Below are 24,387 nucleotides of genomic sequence, written 5' to 3'. Positions count from 1 at the left end.
TTGTGGTGAGAGGCCTATGTTCCTTATTAAAACCAAAAAGCAATCTCTTAGGCATGATGCCTAAAACTGCTTTACGGATGACTATTCACAAAAAATGGAGTTTAACATGAATAAATCAGTAAGATTATTCTATAGAAGTACACTAAGCCTTGCAATATTTGCTGTGGCTACATCGAGTTATGCAGAAGTGACTCAAGAGCAGATTGCAAAACTTCAGCAGCAAATACAAGAATTACAAGCAAAGTTCGATAAACAAAATGAAGATAAAAAAGTAGTAGCTACGTCATCAACTAGCTCCTCGGACCTTAAGCACCTTGTGACCAAAGGTGGCGCGGAATTTGAGTTGTATGGAAATATTCGTGCCGATGCTTCATATCAAATTAAGGGTCCTAGTGCGATGTATAACAACATCAGTACCGTACCTTTGAAGCATACCGAAGCTGAAACACATAATTCAGATAAATTCCAAAGTACCTTAAATGCGACCCGTTTTGGTTTTAATTTTACTGCGCCTAGTACTTGGGATCACAAAGTAGGTGGTAAGTTAGAGATGGATTTCTTTGGTGGAGCGGGGCGTGATACATTCCGCCTCCGTCATGCTTATATTACCTTTGATGACTGGTTAATCGGTCAAACTTGGTCAAACTTTAATGCCATTGAGTATTTCCCAGAAACAGTAGATGCAGCACTTTCTGTAGGTGGTTCTTTAACACGTGTATCTCAAATAAAATATAGTCATCCTGTGGATTCACATTTGAATTTTGCAGTTAGCCTTGAAGATCCTAAGTCTGAAACTGTTACGACTACAGGTACGCAGAACTTTACAACGGATGCTAATGCAAAGTTGAAACTACCATCAGCAACAGGACGTATAAATTACAAGTTTGATAATGGATCTGCACTTTCTGGTCGAGTTTTTATAACTCAAAAAGCAACATCAGCAGGTGATCATGATGAGTTTATCGCTTGGGGAGCAGCTTTAGGCGGCAAGTGGCAAGTCACTCCAAATACTTTAATTCGAGCTGATTACAATCATATTAAGGGTGATACTAAAAATTTACTGTGGTCTAACTATGCTTATGTATTTGATGGAAATGGTCATATCAAACCAAATGAATTTGACACAGTAACAGTTGGGTTAACTCAAAAATTTACGCCTAAGATACGATCCTCAGTCGGGTTAGGCTATATGCGTGCTAATAGTAGTAATTCATTTTCTGAACTCGTACAAAATGATCCGACTCAAAATAAAGAGCTAATAGAAGGATGGATTAATGCCTTTTATACACCAGTAAAAGCAATAAATATTGGTTTTGAATATATGTATGGGCAAAGGACAACTTTTAATGATCGAGAAGGAATTGATAATCGTATAAATGCTACCATTATCTATGATTTTTAAAATGTTTTATACTAAAGGTAGTTTAAGGCTACCTTTAGCATTATTAAATAACAGATTACTAAATTTTAACTGGTAGATTTAATACCACCTGAGCATCTTCTATTACGTCTAAACGTAGAATTTTTGAAGCACCAAGTTCATTTAGCAAATTAGTTAAAGGTCCCTCATTTTTTTCAAGTTGAATTTTCTTTGGAAAAAGCTTTTGTGCAAAAGAAAGAATGTTGGACTGAACTTCTGTTTGATGCCATTTGCCATCAACAACATGTAGCATGGTGGCTTTGTTGATATGTGTTTCAGAATCGACATGTTTTAAATTAGGTACACGGGTTTTTAAGCTTAAATCTAATTTGCCATTAAGATCGGCAATATTGGCTTGGACCTCTTTTGAGCTAATGTTGACATCAATTTTAGTTAACCATTTTGGTAGTTGATAACCATATACACCACGCACACGGGCAATTTCTGTATCTACAGGCAATGCTAAAACATGTGCATAGAAATGACGTTGACGCATCGATTTCATTAACTCAGCAATGTGTGGTCCACGAGCATTCGGTTTACGTACAACAATCGCAATTGACACTTCGTTATATGGGTCATTGTCACAAACTGAATAGGTAAAGAACGTAACGACGACCAATCCATAGCCTGGAAATGGTTGTAAAGGAGTTAAAGCAGCAGGAAGTTTTGCCTTAATTTGCTTAATTGGCGCAAGCATTAACAGCTGAATATTTGAACTACGATAATAAAAGTTTGGTGCCCAGACAGGTCCAACCCTCGATTCAACTAATTTTTTAGGAATTTTATGAAAAAAATCGATATTGCCAGCAGCTGGATCTTGAGCTACTTCGTCTAAATCCGGGTTCATTCTAAAACGGTCGTAATAACCGCCTTTGGGTACTTTGACTTTTTGTTGCCCAAACTCAACCTCAGTAAACTGTTGTTTTATATTCATGAGAGTTCACCTTTAACATTAATTGACCGAGTAGCTACGTTTGTCCATATCGAGACGTGTTAATTGATAGCCAATGTAGTCACTATAAGATTAAAGTTAACTTTAAAGTCAAGATTTTAAATTTTCATATGTAAGATCTTTGACATTTAAAAGAAATAAAACAAAAACAATTAAAGATTAAAAAGATACAAAGTCCTGTGGAGCCTTCATATAAATTTTATTATTAAAAATAAATTGAGACTGTTGACCTTAAAGTTAACTTTAACCTTAGTATAAATATTCAAGCCTTTATAACGAATCTACGAGCAGATTTTCAGCAGGAGAACAAAGATGGGATATGTAACCACAAAAGATGGCGTTGATATTTTCTATAAAGATTGGGGTCCACGCGATGCCCAAGTTTTATTTTTTCATCATGGTTGGCCCTTAAGTTCAGATGATTGGGACACTCAACTACTTTTCTTTTTAGGACAAGGTTATCGTGTTGTGGCTCATGACCGACGTGGTCATGGTCGTTCTAGTCAAGTGTGGGATGGTCACGATATGGACCATTATGCAGATGATGTCGCAGAGGTGGTTAAACATCTCAATATTAAAAATGCAATTCATATTGGCCACTCAACAGGCGGCGGTGAAGTGGCTCACTATATCGCTCGTCATGGCGAAGAAAATGTTGCAAAAGCTGTGCTTGTCAGTGCTGTCCCGCCACTCATGGTTAAAACTGAAAATAATCCTGAAGGTTTACCAAAAGAAGTTTTTGATGACCTGCAAAATCAAGTTCTCACCAATCGTGCACAATTTTTCCGTGATTTACCATCTGGACCATTCTATGGTTTTAATCGACCTGATGCTAAGCCATCGGAAGGTATTATTGCTAACTGGTGGCGTCAGGGTATGACGGGTAGTGCAAAAGCGCATTACGACGGTATTGTCGCTTTCTCACAAACTGACTTTACCGAAGATTTAAAGAAAATCACGATTCCAGTTTTGGTATTGCATGGTGATGATGACCAGATCGTGCCTTATAAAACTTCTGGCGTGAAATCTGCTGAATTGCTTCAAAATAGCCAATTAAAAATCTACCCTGGTTTTTCTCATGGCATGTTAACCGTGAACCATGAAGTGATTAATGCTGACTTATTAGCCTTTATTCGCGAGTAATAAAAGTATTAAACTTTAAAAAAAGAGGCTATTGAATGCCTCTTTTTTTATATAAAAAATTAGTTAATTCAAATTATTAAAGAGTAAAAATTGAAAAAGTATTGACATTAAAGTTAGCTTTAATCTTAAAGTAAAGCCATACTGAATGAGGTCATTCCAATGAAAGTGTTCGAAAAATTAGTATTTCCAAATGGCTCATATGTTTCAAACCGAATTGCGAAAGCGGCAATGGAAGAAAACATGGCTGATTTAAACCACGCACCTTCAGAAGAGCTAATGCGTTTATATCAAGCTTGGGCAGATGGCGGTGTAGGTCTAATTATTACGGGTAATGTGATGGTAGACCGTAGAGCCATGACCGGACCGGGCGGTGTGGTTCTTGAAGATGAAAAGCATTTAGATACTTTCAAAAAATGGGCACAAATTGGTCGTTCCAAAGGCGCTCAGGTTTGGCTTCAAATTAATCATCCGGGGCGTCAAATGCAAGCCAATCTTGGTCAGCAAACTTGGGCACCTTCTGCAATTTCACTCGATTTAGGCAAAATGTCAAATCGCTTTAATACTCCAATCGAAATGACCGAAGAGATGATTGCAGAGGTGATTCAGCGTTTTGCAAACACGGCACGTTTAGGTGAAAAAGCAGGATTTACCGGTGTAGAAATTCATGCAGCGCATGGTTATTTATTAAGCCAGTTTCTTTCTCCAATTAGTAATAAACGCCAAGATCAATGGGGTGGTTCTTTAGAAAACCGTGCTCGAATTTTAATGGAAATTGTGGAAGCAGTTCGTAAAGTGGTTTCGCCTCAGTTTACTGTTGCAGTAAAACTAAATTCAGCCGATTTCCAACGCGGTGGGTTTAGCGCCGAAGATGCCCAGCAAGTGGTTAAAATGTTAAACGAATACGCTGTCGATTTGGTTGAGCTTTCAGGTGGTAGCTACGAGGCGCCAGCAATGCAAGGCCAAGCACGTGATGGTCGAACACTTGCTCGGGAAGCTTACTTTTTAGAGTTTGCACAAGAAATTCGAAAAGTTGCCAAAATGCCTGTTATGGTGACAGGAGGCATACGCCGTAAACAGGTAGCAGAGCAGGTGGTTGAAAGTGGTGTAGATATGGTTGGCATTGCCACAGCTTTAGCAATTGAACCTAATTTGCCCAATGCTTGGAAACAAGGCCAAAATATTACACCTGAACTAAAACCAATTACATGGGAAAATAAAACGTTAGCTTCCCTTGCAAATATGGCTGTGGTCAAATTTCAGTTACGTAATTTAAGCTCGGGTAAAAAAACAAAACCAAATGTTTCACCAGCGTGGGCTTTAATTTTGCAACAATCAGCTATGTCATGCCGTACCCGCCAATACAAAAAAGGCATGCGTGATTATTCATTTGCTTCTTAATAAAAGAGTGGTGTTATGACAAATCCTAACGATTCAAACTGGATAATTTATGGAGCAAATGGCTACACGGGTGAGTTAATCGCTCGTGAAGCTGTACGCCAAGGTCTAAAACCAACTCTTGCTGGTCGTAACAAGGCCAAGGTTGAAGCACTAGCTCAAGAGTTAAGGCTCACCTATCAGGCTTTTGGTCTTGATAATGTAGAGGCGGTAAGTGAGCATCTCAAAGGTTTTAAACTGGTTATGCACTGTGCAGGGCCATTTTCAGCTACCTCAAAACCCATGATGGAAGCTTGTATAAAAGCAGGCGCTCATTATCTTGATATTACTGGTGAAATTTCTGTATTTGAATTGGCACAGTCTCTCAATAACCAAGCAGAAAAAGCCGATATTGTACTTTGTCCGGGTGTTGGCTTTGATGTGATTCCAACAGATTGTGTTGCAGCCGCACTGAAAGAAGCACTACCAGATGCGACCCATTTAGCGCTTGGTTTTGACTCTAGAACTGGGTTTTCACCGGGTACTGCCAAAACAAGTATAGAAGGGATGGGTGAGGGCGGAAAAATTCGTAAAAACGGAAAAATTACCACCGTTCCATTAGCACATTATGTTCGGACTATTGATTTTGGTGACGGTAAAAAAAGTGCCATGAGTGTTCCGTGGGGTGACGTATCTACAGCGTTCTATACAACTGGTATTCCAAACATTGAAGTGTTTGTGCCTGCGTTTCCAAAAATGATTATGGGCGCGAAAATGATGAATTATTTACGTCCTGTATTAAAACTCAAGGCTGTGCAGAAGTTAATTAAGTCACGTATTGAAAAAACGGTTGTTGGGCCAAACGAAGAACTTCGCGCGAAAGTACCGACCTATGTTTGGGGCGAAGCAAGAAATGCTCGCGGAGAAATAAAAACTGCCCGTATCCAAACAGAAAATGCTTATAGCCTTACCGTGAATGGTTCACTGGCTGTGGTGAGTTATTTACTTAAAAATACGGTCAAAGGCGGTACATATACGCCTGCTAAACTCATGGGTTATAAGCTAGTAACCGAACTTCCGGGTTCTGGATCACTGGTAATTTCTTAACAAAACTTTGTTTAAAGCATCATGTTTATAGATTAATCCCGAATAAGGAATCATGCTTATTCGGGTAATTGATAAGATTTAGAGCTATTTCAAACAAATACACCTTGGTTTTTGTCCTAAGAAAAAGAGAAAACAAAACATTCCACAAGGAATAATTCAAATTGAATATACTAAAAAGTGATAAATATTTTTTATAACAATGGAATGTAAATAATGAGAAAACTAATACAGTTTCTACATGCCTCGCTTGATAGTTTTGTCGAAGGTCCAAATGGAGCAATGGACATAGGATGGATTGCTTACGATGCCGATTTAGCAAACCACGCAAAAGAAATTTTGAGCACTGCCGATACGTTGATTTGGGGGCGTGCGACGTATCAAATGATGTACGATTATTGGCCAACTATGCTTTCAAATCCAGCAGCTTCAGAGCATGAGCGAAATCATGCCGAATGGATCGAAAAGACAGAGAAAATTGTTTTTTCTACAACTCTAGATAAAGTTGAATGGAATAACTCCAGACTTGTGAAAGATCATGTTGAAGAAGAGATTCATAAGCTTAAACAGAAGCAGGGCAAGGATATGGTAATTCTGGGGAGTCCTCGGTTCGCTCACTACTTGATGCAACTTGATTTAATTGATGAATATAAAATTACGGTTTCGCCCGTGCTGATTGGTAGTGGCTTGCCACTATTTCAAGGCATTCAAGAAAAGACTAATTTTAAACTCATTGAAAATAAAACTTTTGCTTCAGGTGCAATAGGTCTTCATTATCAAAAGATCGGCTGATTTTTTTCTATAGTATTTATATGGAAAAGACGAATTACAGAATGGAGCTGTAATTCGTCTTTTTAGATTTATTGAATGCTACTTAAACGCTTAACGACTGCCTCGGCAATTTCCTTACTCGATTGAGGATTTTGTCCTGTAATAATTCTGTCGTCTGAAACTACATATGAGGTAAATGGAACAAATGCTTGTTTGTAGTTTGCTCTGCGTTCAATGAGTCCATTTTGTAAAGAAAAAGGTACTTGAGATTTAATACCTGAAAGAGTTTCTTCAATATTTGCAAAGCCTGTAACGGTTCTACCTGCAATTAGAGGTTTGCCATTTTCATCTTGTAGAGGCAATAAACCACCCACGCCGTGACATACCGCTGAAACTATTCCACCTTGACGATAGATCTGTTCGCCAATGTTTTGCAAAGATTTATTGTTTGGGAAATCCCACATGGTGCCATGACCACCAGTATAGTAAATAGCTTTGTAATCTGATGGATTAATTGCACTAGGGGACAATGTGGTCTTTAACCGCTGCATAAATGCTGGGTTGGCTAAATGATCTCGCGCTGATTTGTCTAAGTAAGTGGATTTTAAGCTACGTTCATCTAACGGAACTTCACCGCCGAGCGGGCTTACAAAATCCATTTTATAGCCAGCCGCTAAAGCAACATCATAAAAGTGAGTCAGTTCAGTAAGCCAAAGTCCTGTTTTATCCGAACGGGAAGGATAAGCCGAGTGATTGGTCATCACGACTAAAATTCTTCCGTTTGCTTTAGTAAGGCTTTGGGTTTTATCTGGCTCTGCGGCATGTACCAGATTTGAAGACAAAAGAATGCCAAAAATAATTGTTAACCAACGCTGAAAATTCCAAACTTTAAACATCACAGGTTCCTTATCAATCACCTGTAGCCAATCCTATGCTTAAAGCTCACTTGAAGGTCAATGGGTTTCTTAAAATTTTATGGTGCTTTTGCCTTGTCGTAATAGAGATTCATGAGTCTTTCCGCATTTTGTTCGCAAGTAATCTCATCGGGCTTGTTATTGATCGCATCAATCATGGTGTGTAAATTTTGTTTACTCACTTTTAGCTTTTGTTCTAAAAGTTCTATTTCCTGAATTTTGGATTCAAGGGTTTTAATTAGTTCATCATGATTCCAAGAGGCAACTTTTGACGGCAAAAAAGCTTTAATTTCTGCTAAAGAAAATCCAACTTGTTGAGCCTGTTGAATTAAAGAAAGTTGTTTTAAGTCGTTGTCACTATATTCACGGTAGCCATTCGATTTTCTTTTAGCTTTAGGCAAGAGTTTTATTTGTTCATAATAACGAATGGTAGGGGTCGTTAAACCGCTTAGTTTAGATAATTCGCTAATATTCATAGCCACTACTCTCTTGACATTAAAGTTAACTTTAGACTTATAGTGGTGTAAAAGCAAGGTTCATAACTTTACTAAGCACAAACTTTCAGTAACAGGTTTCTATGCTTTGATAAATTAATGAACAGAATTATAAATATGAAAAATGAGGTGAAAAGATGTCTAAACGCATATTACATGTCGTGACCAATGTTTCACGCTATAAAGATGTAGATGAACCCACAGGTCTATGGTTAGGCGAACTCACGCATGCCTATGATAAGTTCGAAGAAAAAGGTTATATCCAAGATATTGTAAGTCCAAATGGCGGCAAAACGCCGATTGAACCAAAATCACTGGGCGCTTTAGTTGCCGATAAATCTGTCAAAGCGAGAGAAGACGATCAAACGTTTATGACTTTGCTGGCCAACACTCATAAACCCTCAGATATTCATTGGCAAGATTATGACGCGATTTATTACACAGGTGGTCATGGGGTAATGTGGGATTTTCTAGATAACCCTGAACTACAAGAGATCACCAAAAATATTTATGAAAAAGGCGGCATTGTATCGAGCGTATGTCACGGCTATTGCGGCTTACTTAATGTAAGGCTTTCAAATGGTAAACGACTGATAGAAGGTAAAAAATTAACAGGTTATGCATGGAGTGAAGAAATCTTGGCAGGCGTGGCAAAAAAGGTACCTTATAATGCCGAAGAGTTAGCAAAAGAGTATGGTGCTGACTATAAAAAGGCTTTTGTTCCATTTGCACCCTATGTTGTTCAAGATGGCAATTTAATTACAGGTCAAAATCCTTTTTCTGCTAAAAAGACAGCTTTAGCGATTATAGAAGAACTAGAAAAAGCATAGATTTTAATGTTTCAAAAATAAACCCCAAAAGCAGCTCTCTACTTTTGGGGTTTTAAATAGATTTGTACTCACTAAAACAGATCGTTTAAGGAACAATAACAAAATCAGGGTTTGCTATCGCAAACACAGCATCACGGTCTGCCGCAGGTGGGTAAATCCAGACAGTATTAATTTCTTGCTTAATTTTTTTAGCTTCTTCACGAACAAATTGAACCTGACGGTCCCAACCTTCGCTATAGAGAGCACCCCAAGGGCCTAAATCAAGACAAGTCACATACTTTGGTTGACTATAGGCATGCAACGGTAAATCAACCAATTCCGCCGCAGCATTGTAACCCGCCACACGACCTAGGCTCATGGCGTGTTGGCAAGACATTACGTTAAAATTACCTAAATCATCGGTTGGAACTTTTACGGTATCACCGGTCACAAAAATATTTTTTGCTTCAGGTGCATGTAAATAGGTATCACCTAAAATACGGCCTAAATTATCTTTTTCACCTGCAATTTGAGAGGTGAGTGAGTTAGCTCTCATGCCCGCAGTCCAAATGACGGTTTCTGTTTCAATTCTTTCGCCATTAGAAAGTGTGACACCAGAAGCATCAATTGCAGTAACGCGGACTCCAGCTATACCTTCAACACCCAACTCGTCGAGAGCTTCTCGAATTACAGTCGCAGCTTCATCACCCATAGCAGCACCAATTTGTGCAGATGAGTCGACTAACACCACACGAATATCAGTTTCGCCTAAAATACTACGTAGACGTTCAGGCATTTCAGTCACTGTTTCTAGACCAGTAAGACCGCCACCAGCGACGACTACAGTATTACGAGCTGCATTTGCAGGTTTGTTGGCTAAGTTTTTAAGATGCTGGTCTAGTTTTTCAGCATCTTCTAATGTGCTTACGCTAAACCCATATTCGGTAAGGCCCGGTATAGGCGGCATAAACGTCGTACTTCCAGTTGCCAGAATAAAACGGTCATAACTTAAGGTTTGCTTGCCGCCGTCGGTGGTTGAAACTTCAATTGTTTGTTGGTCGGCATCAATCTGATTTACCCAGCCAGCCACGTATTTAACGTCGACTACACTTAATAACTCTGAAATATCAGGGTTCATATTTTCAAGTACAGCTTCATAAAGCCGCGGTCGAATCCCAACATTCGGGCTAGGGGAAACCATAACCACTTCAATATTTTGTTCTTGGGAAGCCAAGTGAATTGCTCTTTGTGCAGCAAGTGCAGCCCATAAACCAGCAAAACCAGAACCTGCAATAATAATACGCTTACTCATTTGATTATCCTTTTGATAGGTTTTTTCGGACAATACATTCCAGCTCATCACAAAATTTTGGGTGAGCGAATCCTTTCTCTGATTGTCCGAAAAATCTGAGAAGGCGTTTAAAAAAGGGTTAGGGGTGTTGTTACTCTAGGGTTTGAGGCCCTACAAGCTTATTAGTCGGGGGTGTCCCGCGATATTTTACTTTTTCGCATTTTTGCTGTTCTTCCTTCAATGCGTTCATTGATCCAGCCATTTACATCACTAAAAAATACGTCGGGTGCATAACGACCAAAGCGGTCTGCAATATCGCCAAGTGTATGAGCACCTAATGCATCTCGCATGGCTTTTTCGGCCTGTAGCATGACAGCATGCACTGCACACACACCACTGGTTGCCCAATCTGGTGGGGCATGATTAAAGACAGCACATTTCCCACGAACTTCTTGGCACTCGAAAAGCGGTTTTTCACCTTCGATTGCATTCACAATATCTAAAAAGCTGATTTCATGAGCCGGTTTGGCCAGTAAATACCCACCACGAACACCTTCTTGTGCAACAACAAGGCCTGCCTTTTCAAGTTTAGGAAAAATCTTGGCCATAAAACTCGGAGAGACTCCTTGTAATTCGGCCAGATCCTTACTACTCAATGGTTTATCTTCATTGTTCACAAGAAAAAGAAGACAGTGAATCGCATACTCGACGCTACTAGTGATATAAGCCATTTAATTTCATAATTGATCAATTACAAACACAGACTAATGTAGTCTGTGTTTTAAGTCAACAATAAAACTAAGACAAAGTTAGTCCTAGTTTTATTTGTGAACGATATAGATAGGAGGAATGGGAGATATATATCTGAATTTAAATACCTTTAAAGAGAAATAAATAATTTAAAAAATATCGAAAAACTTACGAACGCCACCAATAATTTTCAACTTTTGGCTCGTTTAAATTCAATACTTCACCCATTTGAGGCGTACTAATTGCTAACTCATTTTGTTTAGCCAAAGCAACAATTCGTTCAAACGGGTCGTCCCAAGCATGGAGCGCCAAGTCAAAAGTACCGTTATGCACGGGCAATAAATGACGTCCTTTTAAATCGATATGTGCTTGTAAAGTTTGTTCGGGTTGCATGTGAACATCTGGCCATTCAGGGTCATAAGCTCCAGTTTCTAGCATGGTCAGATCGAAGGGACCATAACGATGTCCAATCTCTTTAAAACCATCGAAATATCCTGTATCTCCGCTAAAAAACACGCGTAGATCATTATCAATAATCACCCAAGATGCCCAAAGCGTTTCATTACTATCACCCATACCACGACCGGAGAAGTGATGGGCAGGGGTCGCAACCAGTTCAAGACCATCAACATGAGTGGTGTCCCACCAGTCAAGTTGTTGAACTTTTTCTGCTGGAATTCCCCATTTAATGAGGGTGTCACCCACACCAAGCGGTGTTAAGAAATGCTCAACTTTGTCTTTAAGCTGCATGACTGCATGGTAGTCGAGATGGTCGTAGTGGTTATGCGACAAAATCACGCCTTTGATGGGCGGTAAGTCGGCAATGTTAATGGGTGGTTGGTGAAAACGTTTTGGCCCAATCCACTGAAAAGGCGAGGCACGCTCTGAAAAAACAGGGTCAGTTAACCAAAACTCATTACGCAATTTTAACAATATGGTCGAGTGCCCAAGACGAAATAGGGAACGGTCAGGCGCACTCAAAAGTTGTTCTTTTGACAAACTCAAAACGGGAATGTCTCGGTTGGGCACAGTGTCTTTCGGTTTGTTAAATAGAAACTTCCACATCAACTGAAGTGTTTTACCAAAAGATGGTTTGTGTAGGTTTGGGCGTGTATTTCTAAATTTGCCATTTTGCTGTTGTGACGGCATTAAGGGAGAAGGCAAGTCTGTTGTGTTTGAAATAGTCATCTTGTTTTTCCTTTAGTGGAACAAACCTGTATTTGCAAATAAGAACCTTTGAAGTACTTATTAATATCTATAAAATGAGTATTTACTCACTCATTAACTCTTTCAAAAATAAGGACGCCGTGGGTCCTTACCTTTTATTTAAATTGAAACCGCATGCCAAAATGCTTCAAAACCCGATTTGCGATAACGCTCTGCTTGAGAAGGGTCTTGGGCAATAAAATTGAGTGCGACTTCGGCAAGTGCACCTAAAATTGATGCAATAAATAACGGCGGGTAATCTCTCAATTTTCCGTCATTAATACATTCTTGAATGTTTTGGGTCAGGTCACAAAAGGTTTGCATGCCAATTTGTTTGCTTTGCTCAGTAATTTGTTCTGAGGTCGAAAGCTGTGCCATGACTTTTCGTTTAAGGGGAGCTTCTAAACTCCAGTCCAAATAGCTTTGCCAAATGTGCGACATTTGTGCTTGCAGGTCTGATTGGGTAGGGTAACCATTCATCATGACCTGACGGAGCTCGGCCTTTAGCGAAAGATATAACTGATTAAGCAGTTCTTCTTTATTACTAAAATAGGTAAATAAAGTGCCTTCTGCCACGCCAGCGACTTTAGCAATTTTTGAGGTAGATGCACGTTCGCCAAGCTCTGCCAATGTTTCAATAGCAGCACTTAAAATTGCATTACGTTTATCTTCACTACGGGGACGAGCCATATACAAATATATTAATTGAGTGATTACTCAATCATACATAAAAATAGATAGAGTGCAAGAAATGTTTTGTAGAAGAGGTGAAATTTAGGAACACGCCAATAAACTCAGAATTTTAAAAAGATTATAGATTTATCTTATATTGTTAAGCTTACATTTAAGATATTCCTTAAATATGTAATTTAATGAAAAACAATAATTAATTAAATAATTTCTAGCCAATTTCACATTGACACCTTAAATATTGAAGATTACCATTTGCGGGCTAGCCTACATTGCCAGTCGGTTTTAGCAGACCGTTTTAGACCACATCAGGATTATTTCTTCTGAGGAATAGTTTTGTGTGCACATCTCGTTCCCTCCCGTAGCGGTAGGACGGGAGTGGGACACCCACGGGTGTGCTGGAGTCTAACCAGTCTGCTAACCCACTTCCGTTCTGCCACCATAATTTATAATGCTTTGGCAGAACTCCCAATAAAAAGGAGTTGGCTTTGCACACTAATCATTTCTTGGCAGTCTTTGCCAAAGTCTATAACGACACAACTTAAACTTTTAAAACAGTTTGATCGCCTCTAGGCTTATCAGGCTTTAAATCGTCACGACTAAAAAACTTGCATCAACAATAAAACTTGAGATGTGCCAAGCGCAGTCTTTACGGCTTTGCTATGCCTTTTTTTCTCCCAAGAAAGGGCAGCGGATTTTATATCTCATTTATATACAACAAAAATTTATTTTATAACGGTAAAACTATGCCACATTCAAATCTTCCATTTCGTGCTTTAAGCGTACTTCATTCTGCAAGATATCTTTTTAATAAACACGGCTTTCACAATGTCGGGGTAGACCGAATTATTGAAGCAGCAAAAATCCCGAAAGCCACGTTTTATAATTATTTTCATTCAAAAGAGCGTCTTATCGAAATGAGTCTGACCTTTCAAAAAGATGGTTTAAAAGAAGAAATACTTTCAATTATTTATGTTCAAAAAGACTTAACGCTGGTTGAAAAACTTAGGAAAATATACTTTTTACATGCCGATTTAGAAGGGCTATATCATTTGCCGTTTAAAGCTATTTTTGAAATTGCGAAAACACATCCAAAGGCATATCAGGTCGTCATTGACTATCGAAACTGGTTGATCAAGGAAATTTATAATCTGCTTTTAACGTCCAATCCAAATGCTTCAAAACCCGATGCCCACATGTTTTTGTTTGTGATTGATGGCGCGATGGTTCAGCTTTTAGACCCGAGTAAACCCGATGAACGGGAGAGGTTGCTTGAGTATTTTTTGTTGGGGTTGGGGTGAGAGAAAAGCATTTTAATCTGTAAAATCTAAAATGAAATTTGTTTGATCAAGTAGTCAATGTAATTTATATTTTTAGGAAATTCAAATAACTGCATCTTTATTAGTCATATATTTTTATCTTCAATCATAAAATTTACAATGAAAGAAAATGTCACATGAAGTAAGTAGCTTTATAATGATAAGTATGTGAATTTAAAAATGAATCATATTAAAGAATGGACAATTAATATGGCTAATCAAAAAAGTGATCAACACCGGCAACAAGAGATTGATCAAGATCGCCAAAATAAACTGCAAGAACAACAATTCGAGCAAAACCAACAGGATCAACAACAGCAACAAAACCACCAATACCAACACCATATACCAAATCAACAGCGACAACAAAACGTGAAAGATCAGAAAGATATACAGCGGCAAAAAGATCAGCAGAACTGATAAAACTATCGCAAATGTATAAAAAAACCTCAATATCTCATTGAGGTTTTTTTATACGTATTTAAGTCTATTTGTTGCTGCTGTGGATTTTTTGGATCATTTAGACGATCTGGCTGGCTAGTTGGAAGAAATGGTTGGGTTATCATCATAGAAGTTTGGTTGAGACTAAAATGTACTGTATTAAATTATTAGGAGATAAATTATCAGCAAAGCATTTTTCAAGTCAGGTAAATGAGATGCATGCGAGAATTGCAGCTCTGAATAAATTCACGGAATTAGGCCGACCGTATGCCCAAATCGCAGTTTATCTGTTTGTTTATATCCGAAGAAAATTACTTATATTGCAGGTAATGTTAATCAGGTAAATAGTTATAAATGTGAATAAAAACTTAAGGAAGAATAAAAGCCCGAAGAAGGACTTTTATTCTTTTAAATGGCAGGAAATTACAGTAGATACCCTATAAATTTCGATTAAATTTATAGGGTATCTCTGGTCATCTCACCATTAACCAGTCTTAATATTTGCAACGGGTTACTGTCTTTTAAAGCTTCAGGTAATAAACTTTGCGGGTAGTTCTGATAACACACTGGACGTAAGTAACGGTCAATTGCCAAGGTTCCAACCGAAGTTCCTCTCGCATCTGAAGTTGCTGGATATGGCCCGCCATGTACCATGGCATCGCACACCTCAACACCTGTTGGATAACCATTTAAAAGCAAACGACCAGCCTTTTCTTCGAGCACCGGAACCACATCTGCAAACTCGGTTAAATCTGCTTCATCGGCAATTAAAGTCGCCGTTAGCTGACCATTCATACTTTGCAGGGCTTGAAGGAGTTGGGCTTTATCTTCAACCTCAATGATGACAGTCGTTGGCCCAAAGATTTCTTCTTGTAAAAGCTGATCACCTGCTAGTAAAAGCTCAACATCAGCTTTAAACAGTTGAGGCTGAGCCTGATTGCCTTGCTGGATTTGACCTGCTAAGTGTTCAATGCCTTGATGCTGGGTTAAATGTTCAAGACCTGCCGCATAGCTTGTTAAGGTGCCAGCATTCAGCATGGTTTGTGCAGGTTTGCTGCCCATAATGTTGGTTAGGTTAGTAATGAGTTGGCTAAATTCGACTGATTTAATTCCCAAGATTAAACCCGGATTGGTACAGAACTGACCGCAGCCCAGAACGACTGAATCTGCCAAGTCCTGTGCAATTTTGTCCCCTCGGCTTTTTAATGCTTCGGGTAACATCAGCATTGGGTTAATACTGCTCATTTCAGCAAACACCGGAATCGGTTGTGGGCGGGCTGCTGCCATGTCACATAAAGCGCGACCACCTCGAAGTGAACCGGTGAAACCCACTGCCTGAATTAGGGGATGCTTAACTAAAGGTCCGCCCACGCCATTGCCATAAATCATGTTAAATACACCTTTAGGCATATTTGATTTTTCGACAGCACGTTCAATTGCCTGAGCCACAAAATCTGCTGTCGCCATGTGGCCGCTATGCGCTTTCACTACAACCGAACAACCCGCTGCTAGTGCAGAGGCGGTATCGCCACCTGCAGTTGAAAAAGCGAGTGGAAAGTTACTGGCACCAAATACTGCAACGGGGCCAACACCAATTTTAATCTGGCGTAGGTCTGGGCGTGGTAAAGGCTGACGCTCAGGCAAAGCGGTATCAATACGCGCCCCTAAGAAGTCACCACGACGCAACACTTTGGCAAACAAACGCATTTGTCCACTGGTACGGCCACGCTCGCCTTGCAAGCGTGCAAGTGGCAAGGCAGTTTCTTGTGAGACGATTTCTAGAAAATCTGTTCCCAAAGCATCGAGCTCATCAGCAATGTTTTCTAAAAAGGTAGCACGCTGTTCAGGTGAAGTGTGACGGTAAGTTTTAAAGGCTTTACTTGCTGCTTCACAGGCCTGATTGACCTCTTGCTCGGTTGCATGATGGAATTCAAAAGGCAAAGCTTCGCCAGTTGTTGCATTCACACTTTTTAATAAGTTTGCACTTTGCGCGCTGCGTGAACCGCCAATAAAGTTGTGTCCAATGACCATAATAAATATCCTGAGATTAATGAGAATGTCGTGGCAGATTATTTTGGTTGACCACACGCATATATAAAGTCGCGGGTTCTAAGCAACCGCCAGTAGATAGTTGGCCGACCATGTTGCGATACATTTCTTGCCAAGGTGTTTGAGATACAGAGACTGTTGGCTGCCATTCCTGACGGCGTTTTTCTAGCTCTTCATCAGAAATAAGCACATTGACGGAGCGATTGTTCAGATCAATGCGCAATCGATCATTGGTTTTTAATAACGCAATTCCACCGCCTACGGCCGCTTCTGGTGACATGTTTAAAATAGAAGGGCTGGCAGATGTTCCACTTTGACGGCCATCTCCCAAGCAAGGCAGTGAGTCAATTCCTTTTTTAATCAATTCTGCGGGGGGAGCCATATTGACAACTTCTGCACTGCCCGGATAACCCACTGTTCCAGCACCTCGAATGACCAAAATACAGTGCTCGTCAATTTCCAGAGCAGGGTCATTGATTCGTGCGTGGTAGTCTTCAGGGCCTTCAAAAACAATCGCTCTTGCTTCAAAGCTATTTTCACTATTTGGGTCAGATAAATAGGTTTTCTTAAATGCTTCGCCAACCACAGACATTTTCATAATGGCGCTGTCAAAGAAATTACCACTGAGCACAATAAAGCCTGCGCCGTGTTTAAGTGGCTGTTCATATGGAAAGATGACATCTGAGTTTGAGGTTTTTGCATTTTTAGCAATTTCACCCATTGTTTTACCGCTGACCGATGCACAGTCTTCATGTAAAACACCAGATTTTTGCAACTCATGCATAACCGCAGGAACACCACCAGCGCGGTGAAAGCCTTCACCTAAATATTTACCCGCAGGCATACAGTTTACAATTAAAGGAATCTTTTCTCCAACGCGTTGCCAGTCTTCTAAACTCAACTCAATGCCCATATGGCGGGCAATTGCAATTAAATGAGGAGGACAGTTGCTAGATGCACCTAGAGCAGACGCTACCGCAATGGCATTTTCAAATGATTGTTTGGTCATGATTTTAGAGGGACGTAAATCTTCTAAGACCATTTCGCAAATTCTTTTTCCTGTCATATAGGCCATTTGCCCACGTTCGCGATACGGTGCAGGAATGCTTGCACATGTAGGTAAAGACATGCCCAACGCTTCAGCTAAGGCATTCATTGAAAGTGCTGTACCCATGGTGTTGCAATGCCCAACCGAAGGTGATGCCGAAGTCGTCATTTCCATGAAGCCTTCATAGTCAATTTCACCAGTGGCAAGTAAATTTCTTGCATGCCAGAGCACTGTACCTGAGCCAATTAACTCGCCTTTGAAATGGCCATCTAGCATTGGACCACCGGATAAAACAATGGCAGGTAAATCTGTAGTCGCGGCTGCCATTAAACAAGCTGGTGTGGTTTTATCACAGCCCGTTGTTAGCACCACACCATCAAGTGGATAGCCATGTAATATTTCAACTAAACCTAAATAAGCTAAGTTCCGGTCGAGTGCAGCAGTCGGACGGCGCGACTGTTCTGCAATTGGGTGAACCGGAAATTCCATCGGAATACCACCAGCATCACGAATACCTGCTTTCACACGTTCAGCTAGTTCTTTGTGATGACGGTTACAGGGGGTTAAATCACTACCGGTCTGTGCAATGCCAATAATAGGGCGACCCGATTGTAGTTCGGTACGGGTCAATCCATAATTCATATAACGTTCAACGTAAAGTGCTGTCATGTCAGCATGTGTAGGATCATCAAACCATTCTTGGCTACGTAAAAAAATCCGTTTATCTTGATCATTCATTTTTAGATCCTTTCACTCATACTTTTTGAAATTTAATTTTTTTCACGAGATGAATCTTACGATTCAACTGACCAATAATACGTGAAAATTACAATAATTCGCGTTGCTTCAAATTACGCATCAATGCATTTATTCCAAAATTCCACGGCGTCGCTTTGTCGCTGGTCATGACCGTGTTGTATAGAGTGCCGAGTTTAGGCGAATGAATACGGACGACATCGCCGACCTTATGAGTAAACCCTGCGCCAGCTTGTTCTCGATCTTGAGTAGGGGCAAATAAAGTGCCTAGGAATAAAACAAAACCGTCTGGATATTGGTGATTTTCATTCAGCGTTTGCTGAATTAAATCTTCAGGATCACGGCTAATTTGAGACATAGAGCTAATACCATTGAGCACAAAGTTATCTGTACCTTCAATTTGCAATTCAACATCACAAGCACGGATGTCATTTAAACTAAAGGTATGGTCGAAAAGACGAATAAAAGGGCCAATTGCACAAGACGCATTGTTATCTTTGGCTTTACTTAAGAGCAAAGCACTACGACCTTCAAAGTCCCGTAAATTAACGTCATTGCCTAACGTAGCACCTAAAATTTTACCGTGACTATTTGCAACTAATACCACTTCTGGCTCTGGGTTATTCCACTCAGATTTAGGATGAATACCAATATTTTGACCAGTTCCCACGGCTGCTAAAACCGGTGCTTTAGTAAAAATTTCTGCATCTGTGCCAATACCTACTTCAAGGTATTGAGACCACATTTTTTGTTCAATTAAATATTCTTTGAGTTGAAGGGCTTTTTCTGAGCCGGGTTCGATTGTTTTTAAATTATCGCCAATCACATTTTGTACAACTTCACGGATGGATTGAGCTTTCTGCGCATCGCCACCAGCTTGTTCTTCAATCACGCGTTCTAACATGCTTGCCGCAAAGGTTACACCAGCCGCTTTAATCACTTGTAAATCAATAGGAGCTAAAAAATACGCCTTATTTGTATCTGGCTCAGCGACTGTGTTAGCAAATAACTCATCTATTGAGCCAACTAATCTTCCTTCAATTTCAGATAAAGCTTTTAAAGGATCTGAACTTTCAAGCAACTGGGAAATCGTATGAAACTTTTCTGAAATATCAAAAACCTGATTGTCTTTTAAAAGAATCGGAGATGGACCAGAAATTTGATTTGGAATCCACGCGCGACCAATTAAACATCCTTGGGTAGCGTCATCTGGTAATGAGTTCTGGGAATTTAAGGTAAAGTTCATTTAAAGCATCCTTCTTTTATTTGAAATCATGATATGTTTCTTATTTAATAAACACCAATCGTAATAATTTAATTATTAATAACGAATAGTTATCGAAAAGGATTTTTATAAATGGCGGATTTGACTTACTCAAGCTTAAATAATTGGTTAAAATTCAAACATTTGGTTTTGTTAGAAACTTTAGCACGAACCAATAACATGCATTTGGCTGCCGAGCAGATGAACTTAAGTCAACCTGCCGTGAGTAAAATGCTAAAAGAAATTGAAAGCCTGCTAGGTTTTCAGGTTTTTGAACGCTTACCCCGAAATATGCCAGTCACTGCTTTGGGGGAGCATGTCATTCGCTATGCGCAGCGCGTTTTAAATGATGCAAAGCATTTTGTTGAAGACATTGAAATTTTGCGGTTGGGCGGTCATGGGTTCTTAAAGGTAGGAGGCATCTTTGCGGCAACCGCAGTGGTCATTCCAAACTCAATTATTGAAATTAAGAAAAAATGGCCGCTACTTTCTATCGATGTGGTTGAACAGACCAGTGATCATTTAATGGAAATGTTAAGCGAACATACTTTAGATTTAGCCATAGGCCGTTTTACAGATGTCACTCAAAGCCAGTTTTTTAATTTTCAGCCCTTAGGACCAGAGCCATTTTGTATTGTTGTGAATAGTGCCCATCCATGCGCTCAGAAAAAATTTTGTACCCTAGAAGAATTATTAAATTGGCCATGGGTCCTCTATCCCAAAGGCACGCCAATTCGAGAACGTATGGAAGGTGCATTTGCGCGGGCAAAAGTAAAAATACCTTTAAATACGGTGAACACCATGTCTATGCAGACTTTTTTACAGATCTTAAAAGGTGCGCCTATGGTCGGAATGTTGCCAGAAGCGATGGTGATTGATCAGGTAAAAGAAGGGCAATTACAGATTTTAGAAACAGATTTGATTTTAGATGCGCAAGATTATGGAATTTTGACGCGTAAAGATGAGCCAGTTTCTGACATTGCCTCAGCTTTTATCGAGATTTTATTAAAGAACACCAAACGTAAGTAAAATGATAGGCCCCAAAACATGGAAATATTTGGGGCTTTTTAATTAAAAAATAAGAAAAAATAGCAAGTTATTGTTGAGTTATAACCATATAAAACTGATATTAAAAAGTTATCAATATTTAGAAATTATTCATTGGAAATTATTGCTTGGACTCCTTATCGTTTAATTCACGATGATTAAAAAATTTTTAAGTGAATAAAAATTAGGAAAGGATCCCTGTATGAATGTGCTAATCACTGGTGGTACTGGTTTTATTGGAAAACAAATCGCCAAAGAGATTCTAAAAATCGGCAGCTTGGCTTTAGATGAACAGCAGCCAAAGCCCATCAATAAAATTATTCTGTTTGATGCATTTGCTGGTGATGACTTGCCGCAAGACCCGAAAATTGAAGTCATTGTGGGTGATATTACCGATAAAACTACTGTAGCAAATATTACAGAAAATATTGATGTAGTTTGGCATTTGGCTGCCGTAGTCAGTTCAGCGGCAGAAGCTGATTTTGACTTAGGAATGGATGTTAACCTTTATGGACTTTTAAATTTATTAGAAGAATTAAGAAAAAAGCAGACACGACCTCGAGTCATTTTTGCCAGTGGCTGTGCTGTATTTGGAGGTCAATTACCTGAAGTTGTGACAGACGAGACAGTTGTTACGCCAAAGTCTTCTTACGGCATGCAAAAAGCAGTAGGAGAATTACTCGTTTCAGACTATTCAAGAAAAGGCTTTATTGATGGCCGTATTTTAAGACTACCAACCATTGTAGTTCGTCCCGGTAAACCAAATAAAGCTGCATCTACATTTTTTAGCTCAATTATTCGTGAACCGCTAAAAGGCGAAACGGCAATTTGCCCAGTACCGTCAGATACCCCAGTTTTTGTGACTTCACCACGGCGCTGTGTCGAGTCAATGATTAAGGCTGCAACCATTTCGACAGATGTACTTCAAGACAATCGAATTATTCCTTTACCGGGATTAACCGTTACGGTTAAAGAAATGCTTGAGGCGCTTGAAAAAGTTGCAGGTAAACAAGCAACCGATTTAGTGCAATGGCAAGAAGACCAAACCATTCAACGTATTGTTAAAAGTTGGCCCGTTCAGGTGAAGGCTGAATATGCCGAGTCTTTAGGTTTCCAAGCGGATAAAAATTTTGAAAGCGTCATTCAGGCACATATAGAAGATACCCAAAATTAATGGCAGTGATCGCCATTTGATGTGAGATTTATTATGGAAGATATCAAGAATGTTACTGCTATTGAAGAGCAGACAATTAAGCGTGTTTCGAGTCGAATTATCCCATTTCTGATTATTTTATTCATTATGGCATTTCTAGACAGAACCAATATTGGTTTTGCTGCGCTACACATGAATGATGCGATTGGAATTACTCAAACCATTTTTGGTTTAGGTGCGGGCGTATTTTTCCTTGGTTATTTCATTGCTGAAGTACCGAGTAATGTTTTACTTCATCGCTTTGGGGCACGGATCTGGATTGCCCGAATCATGATTACTTGGGGCATCATTGCCGGGCTTATGGGTTTCATTCATAGTGGTACTCAGTTTATTGTTTTACGGTTTTTACTTGGAATTGCCGAAGCGGGTTTCTTTCCGGGTGTTATCTTTTATTTAACCTTATGGTTTCCTGCAAAATATCGTGCCCGTGTTTTCGCAACGTTCTATCTTGGATTGCCAATTGCACAAATTATTGGTGCCCCAATTTCAGTTGGTCTTATGCAATGGGGCAATACCATTGGCTATGAAGGCTGGCGCTTAATGTATATTTTGGAGGGTATTCCTTCAATAATTTTAGGCTTAGTCTGCTTAAAATATTTAACCAACAACCCTAAAGAAGCCGAGTGGTTAACGGCTGAACAGCGTCAATGGCTCATGACTACGTTAGAGCGTGAAGAAAGAGAAAAAGAACAATCTACAGAAGTGGCTTTAACCAAGGGTGAAATGATTAAGCAAGTATTTAAAAATCCATTGGTTTGGATTATGGCAGTTGTTTATTTTGGAATTACTTCAGGTTCAAATGCAATGTTCTTCTTCTTACCAAGTGTTTTAGAGTCATTCCGTAACACCTTTGGTATGGAAATCAGCCTCATTCAAAATGGTTTACTCACTGCAATTCCATATGCTTTCGCGGCAGTCGGCATGGTTTTATGGAGCCGTCGTTCTGACCGTAAACAAGAGCGTTATAAACATGGCGCTTGTGCTGCACTCATGGCTGCTTCAGCAATTGCGATTGCCTTAATTGTGAACCAACCTTGGGCAATTATTGTAGGTTTTATTCTGCTTGCGATTGGCGTGTTTAGTGCAATTAATATTTTCTGGACCATTCCTGGGCAAACTTTAACAGGCGTTGGTGCCGCAGCCGGGATTGGGTTAATTAACTCTGTCGGTAACTTAAGTGGTTTTACTGGCCCATATTTAACTGGATATTTATATACAACCACTGGAACCTACACAGTAGCATTTCTTGTAATTGCAGGATTTGTTGCCATGGGTGGTTTAGGGTTGTTGCTATTGGCAAAGTTAAAATCAAATAGCTTAAAAGCAGAGCAACAGCAATTCAAAGTTCGAACTGCGACGGAGATGAAATAATGGCGACCATCGGATTTGTTGGTACAGGCATTATGGGAATGCCAATGGCCATGAACTTATTAAAAGCAGGCCATCAACTCAAGGTCTGGAATAGAACTCCATCTAAAGCAGATATTTTAAAAGACGCTGGTGCACAGGTTTGCAGTGAAATTGAGCAAGTCGGAAAAGATGTCGAGTTTTTAATTTGTATGCTCAGCGACGGAAAAACATGTGATGACATTTTGTTTAAAGAACACGGTGCAGTCTCGCAGCTAAAACCAGAAAGCACCGTGATTGTTATGAGTTCGATACCGGTTGAAGTTGCAAAAACACAAAGTGAAAAGTGCAAAGAGCGATCACTTCGCTATTTAGATGCTCCGGTCTCTGGCGGAGAAAAAGGCGCTCAAAATGCAAGTTTGGCAATTATGGTGGGTGGAGAGCTTTCTACCTTCAAACAGGCTGAAAATATTTTAAGAGCGATGGGCAGACCAATTTTAGTCGGTGACGCTGGCTGTGGCGAACTTGCTAAACTGGTCAATCAAATGATTGTTGCCACTACCATTGCAACGGTAAGTGAGGGTTTATTACTTGCGAGTAAGGCAGGAGCTGACCCTGTAAAACTCAAACAGGCATTAACAGGCGGTTTTGCAGACTCTCCGATTTTGCAGCAACATGGTGAACGTATCTTAACGCGTAATTTTAAACCCGGTGGAACAGCTAAAACCCAGCATAAAGATATTCATACCGCCATTAGCTATGCCAAATCACTAGAGTTGAATTTGCCTATTGCTGAATTGGTCAATCAGCTCTTTCAAAATATGGTGGTCGCTGGTGACGGCGAACTTGATCACTCAGGTTTAATCCGTGAGTTAGAGCGGATGAATCATTTAGCTCTTTAATTTTATAAAGCTACTACGAATGGTCGAGTCATTAAGATCTTTAATGATTTGACCATTCGTAGTGTTTTTTATTTAAATAA

Annotated in this window: 22 protein-coding genes and 1 pseudogene; 13 read left to right on the top strand and 10 right to left on the bottom strand. The window is 39.6% G+C overall.

The features are described from left to right. Nucleotides 1–106: 106 nt before the first annotated feature. Nucleotides 107–1,402 (top strand): DcaP family trimeric outer membrane transporter, encoded by a 1,296-nt coding sequence (locus BMW38_RS04395; protein WP_092706052.1) that lies wholly within the window; start codon nt 107–109, stop codon nt 1,400–1,402. A gap of 58 nt (nt 1,403–1,460) precedes the next feature. On the opposite strand, the gene BMW38_RS04390 is transcribed toward BMW38_RS04395, so the two are convergent. Beyond that, entirely contained in the window at nt 1,461–2,357 is an 897-nt protein-coding gene (locus tag BMW38_RS04390; protein WP_092706050.1) for an acetoacetate decarboxylase family protein, read from the bottom strand. A 330-nt stretch (nt 2,358–2,687) separates the two neighbouring features. Between BMW38_RS04390 and BMW38_RS04385 the strand changes: the two genes are divergently transcribed. The 4 genes from BMW38_RS04385 to BMW38_RS04370 all read left to right on the top strand — a co-directional run bounded on the left by BMW38_RS04385 (nt 2,688) and on the right by BMW38_RS04370 (nt 6,788). Further along, nucleotides 2,688–3,518 (top strand): alpha/beta fold hydrolase, encoded by an 831-nt coding sequence (locus BMW38_RS04385; RefSeq protein WP_092706048.1) that lies wholly within the window; start codon nt 2,688–2,690, stop codon nt 3,516–3,518. 159 nt (nt 3,519–3,677) lie between these two features. Next, the gene (locus tag BMW38_RS04380) at nt 3,678–4,916 is read left to right on the top strand and encodes an NADH:flavin oxidoreductase/NADH oxidase family protein (RefSeq protein ID WP_092706046.1); all 1,239 of its coding nucleotides are present in this window, start codon (nt 3,678–3,680) and stop codon (nt 4,914–4,916) included. A gap of 15 nt (nt 4,917–4,931) precedes the next feature. After that, nucleotides 4,932–5,999: a saccharopine dehydrogenase family protein gene (locus BMW38_RS04375; protein WP_092706044.1), complete on the top strand. Its 1,068-nt coding sequence runs from the start codon at nt 4,932–4,934 to the stop codon at nt 5,997–5,999. A 213-nt stretch (nt 6,000–6,212) separates the two neighbouring features. Beyond that, on the top strand, nt 6,213–6,788 hold the full coding sequence (locus BMW38_RS04370) for a dihydrofolate reductase family protein (protein WP_092706042.1): 576 nt from the start codon (nt 6,213–6,215) through the stop codon (nt 6,786–6,788). A 68-nt stretch (nt 6,789–6,856) separates the two neighbouring features. On the opposite strand, the gene BMW38_RS04365 is transcribed toward BMW38_RS04370, so the two are convergent. Both BMW38_RS04365 and BMW38_RS04360 read right to left on the bottom strand, forming a co-directional pair. Further along, nucleotides 6,857–7,663, bottom strand: a complete 807-nt coding sequence (locus BMW38_RS04365) for a type 1 glutamine amidotransferase domain-containing protein (RefSeq protein ID WP_092706040.1) — start codon at nt 7,661–7,663, stop codon at nt 6,857–6,859. Between the two features lie 77 nt (nt 7,664–7,740). Then, complete coding sequence (locus BMW38_RS04360) at nt 7,741–8,157, bottom strand: MerR family transcriptional regulator (protein ID WP_092706038.1); 417 nt, start codon at nt 8,155–8,157, stop codon at nt 7,741–7,743. A gap of 155 nt (nt 8,158–8,312) precedes the next feature. On the opposite strand from BMW38_RS04360, the gene BMW38_RS04355 reads away from it, so the two are divergent. After that, a complete protein-coding gene (locus tag BMW38_RS04355; RefSeq protein ID WP_092706036.1) occupies nt 8,313–9,005 on the top strand; it encodes a type 1 glutamine amidotransferase domain-containing protein in 693 nt (230 codons plus the stop codon). A gap of 85 nt (nt 9,006–9,090) precedes the next feature. Here the strand turns inward: BMW38_RS04355 and BMW38_RS04350 are convergent, their stop codons facing one another. The 4 genes from BMW38_RS04350 to BMW38_RS04335 all read right to left on the bottom strand — a co-directional run bounded on the left by BMW38_RS04350 (nt 9,091) and on the right by BMW38_RS04335 (nt 12,921). Next, entirely contained in the window at nt 9,091–10,296 is a 1,206-nt protein-coding gene (locus tag BMW38_RS04350; protein WP_092706034.1) for an NAD(P)/FAD-dependent oxidoreductase, read from the bottom strand. A gap of 161 nt (nt 10,297–10,457) precedes the next feature. Beyond that, nucleotides 10,458–11,006 carry an RrF2 family transcriptional regulator gene (locus BMW38_RS04345; protein ID WP_034677660.1) on the bottom strand — a complete coding sequence of 183 codons (549 nt, stop codon included), beginning with the start codon at nt 11,004–11,006 and terminating at the stop codon, nt 10,458–10,460. 187 nt (nt 11,007–11,193) lie between these two features. Continuing rightward, a complete protein-coding gene (locus tag BMW38_RS04340) occupies nt 11,194–12,213 on the bottom strand; it encodes an MBL fold metallo-hydrolase (protein ID WP_092706032.1) in 1,020 nt (339 codons plus the stop codon). Between the two features lie 138 nt (nt 12,214–12,351). Next, nucleotides 12,352–12,921: a TetR/AcrR family transcriptional regulator gene (locus BMW38_RS04335; protein ID WP_092706030.1), complete on the bottom strand. Its 570-nt coding sequence runs from the start codon at nt 12,919–12,921 to the stop codon at nt 12,352–12,354. Nucleotides 12,922–13,667: 746 nt separating this feature from the next. Here BMW38_RS04335 and BMW38_RS04325 point away from each other — a divergent pair. From BMW38_RS04325 to BMW38_RS04315, 3 genes and pseudogenes are all read left to right on the top strand, one after another. Then, nucleotides 13,668–14,222 carry a TetR/AcrR family transcriptional regulator gene (locus BMW38_RS04325; protein ID WP_092706028.1) on the top strand — a complete coding sequence of 185 codons (555 nt, stop codon included), beginning with the start codon at nt 13,668–13,670 and terminating at the stop codon, nt 14,220–14,222. A 228-nt stretch (nt 14,223–14,450) separates the two neighbouring features. Next, nucleotides 14,451–14,660 carry a hypothetical protein gene (locus tag BMW38_RS04320; protein WP_092706148.1) on the top strand — a complete coding sequence of 70 codons (210 nt, stop codon included), beginning with the start codon at nt 14,451–14,453 and terminating at the stop codon, nt 14,658–14,660. 122 nt (nt 14,661–14,782) lie between these two features. Continuing rightward, a pseudogene (locus BMW38_RS04315) lies at nt 14,783–14,947 on the top strand (IS5/IS1182 family transposase); the annotation flags it as partial. Nucleotides 14,948–15,137: 190 nt separating this feature from the next. Here the strand turns inward: BMW38_RS04315 and BMW38_RS04310 are convergent. The 3 genes from BMW38_RS04310 to BMW38_RS04300 form a co-directional block, all read right to left on the bottom strand. Further along, nucleotides 15,138–16,712, bottom strand: coding sequence for an aldehyde dehydrogenase (NADP(+)) (locus BMW38_RS04310; RefSeq protein WP_092706026.1), 1,575 nt, complete (start codon nt 16,710–16,712; stop codon nt 15,138–15,140). Nucleotides 16,713–16,728: 16 nt separating this feature from the next. After that, nucleotides 16,729–18,516, bottom strand: a complete 1,788-nt coding sequence (locus BMW38_RS04305) for an IlvD/Edd family dehydratase (RefSeq protein WP_092706024.1) — start codon at nt 18,514–18,516, stop codon at nt 16,729–16,731. Nucleotides 18,517–18,604: 88 nt separating this feature from the next. Next, nucleotides 18,605–19,780: a fumarylacetoacetate hydrolase family protein gene (locus BMW38_RS04300; RefSeq protein WP_092706022.1), complete on the bottom strand. Its 1,176-nt coding sequence runs from the start codon at nt 19,778–19,780 to the stop codon at nt 18,605–18,607. A 111-nt stretch (nt 19,781–19,891) separates the two neighbouring features. On the opposite strand from BMW38_RS04300, the gene BMW38_RS04295 reads away from it, so the two are divergent. The 4 genes from BMW38_RS04295 (at nt 19,892) to BMW38_RS04280 (ending at nt 24,307) form a co-directional block, all read left to right on the top strand. After that, nucleotides 19,892–20,827: a LysR family transcriptional regulator gene (locus BMW38_RS04295; protein ID WP_092706020.1), complete on the top strand. Its 936-nt coding sequence runs from the start codon at nt 19,892–19,894 to the stop codon at nt 20,825–20,827. 220 nt (nt 20,828–21,047) lie between these two features. Further along, the gene (denD, locus tag BMW38_RS04290; protein WP_092706018.1) at nt 21,048–22,019 is read left to right on the top strand and encodes a D-erythronate dehydrogenase; all 972 of its coding nucleotides are present in this window, start codon (nt 21,048–21,050) and stop codon (nt 22,017–22,019) included. A gap of 33 nt (nt 22,020–22,052) precedes the next feature. Next, complete coding sequence (locus tag BMW38_RS04285; RefSeq protein ID WP_092706016.1) at nt 22,053–23,429, top strand: MFS transporter; 1,377 nt, start codon at nt 22,053–22,055, stop codon at nt 23,427–23,429. Further along, nucleotides 23,429–24,307 (top strand): NAD(P)-dependent oxidoreductase, encoded by an 879-nt coding sequence (locus BMW38_RS04280; protein ID WP_092706014.1) that lies wholly within the window; start codon nt 23,429–23,431, stop codon nt 24,305–24,307. Before BMW38_RS04285 ends, BMW38_RS04280 begins: the two co-directional genes overlap by 1 nt. Nucleotides 24,308–24,387: the final 80 nt, after the last annotated feature.

Origin of the sequence: Acinetobacter sp. yr461, assembly GCF_900110445.1 — a bacterium.
GTDB classification, from domain to species: domain Bacteria; phylum Pseudomonadota; class Gammaproteobacteria; order Pseudomonadales; family Moraxellaceae; genus Acinetobacter; species Acinetobacter calcoaceticus.
Note: the sequence above shows the minus strand (reverse complement) of the source record. Positions and strands in the feature narration are given on the sequence as shown.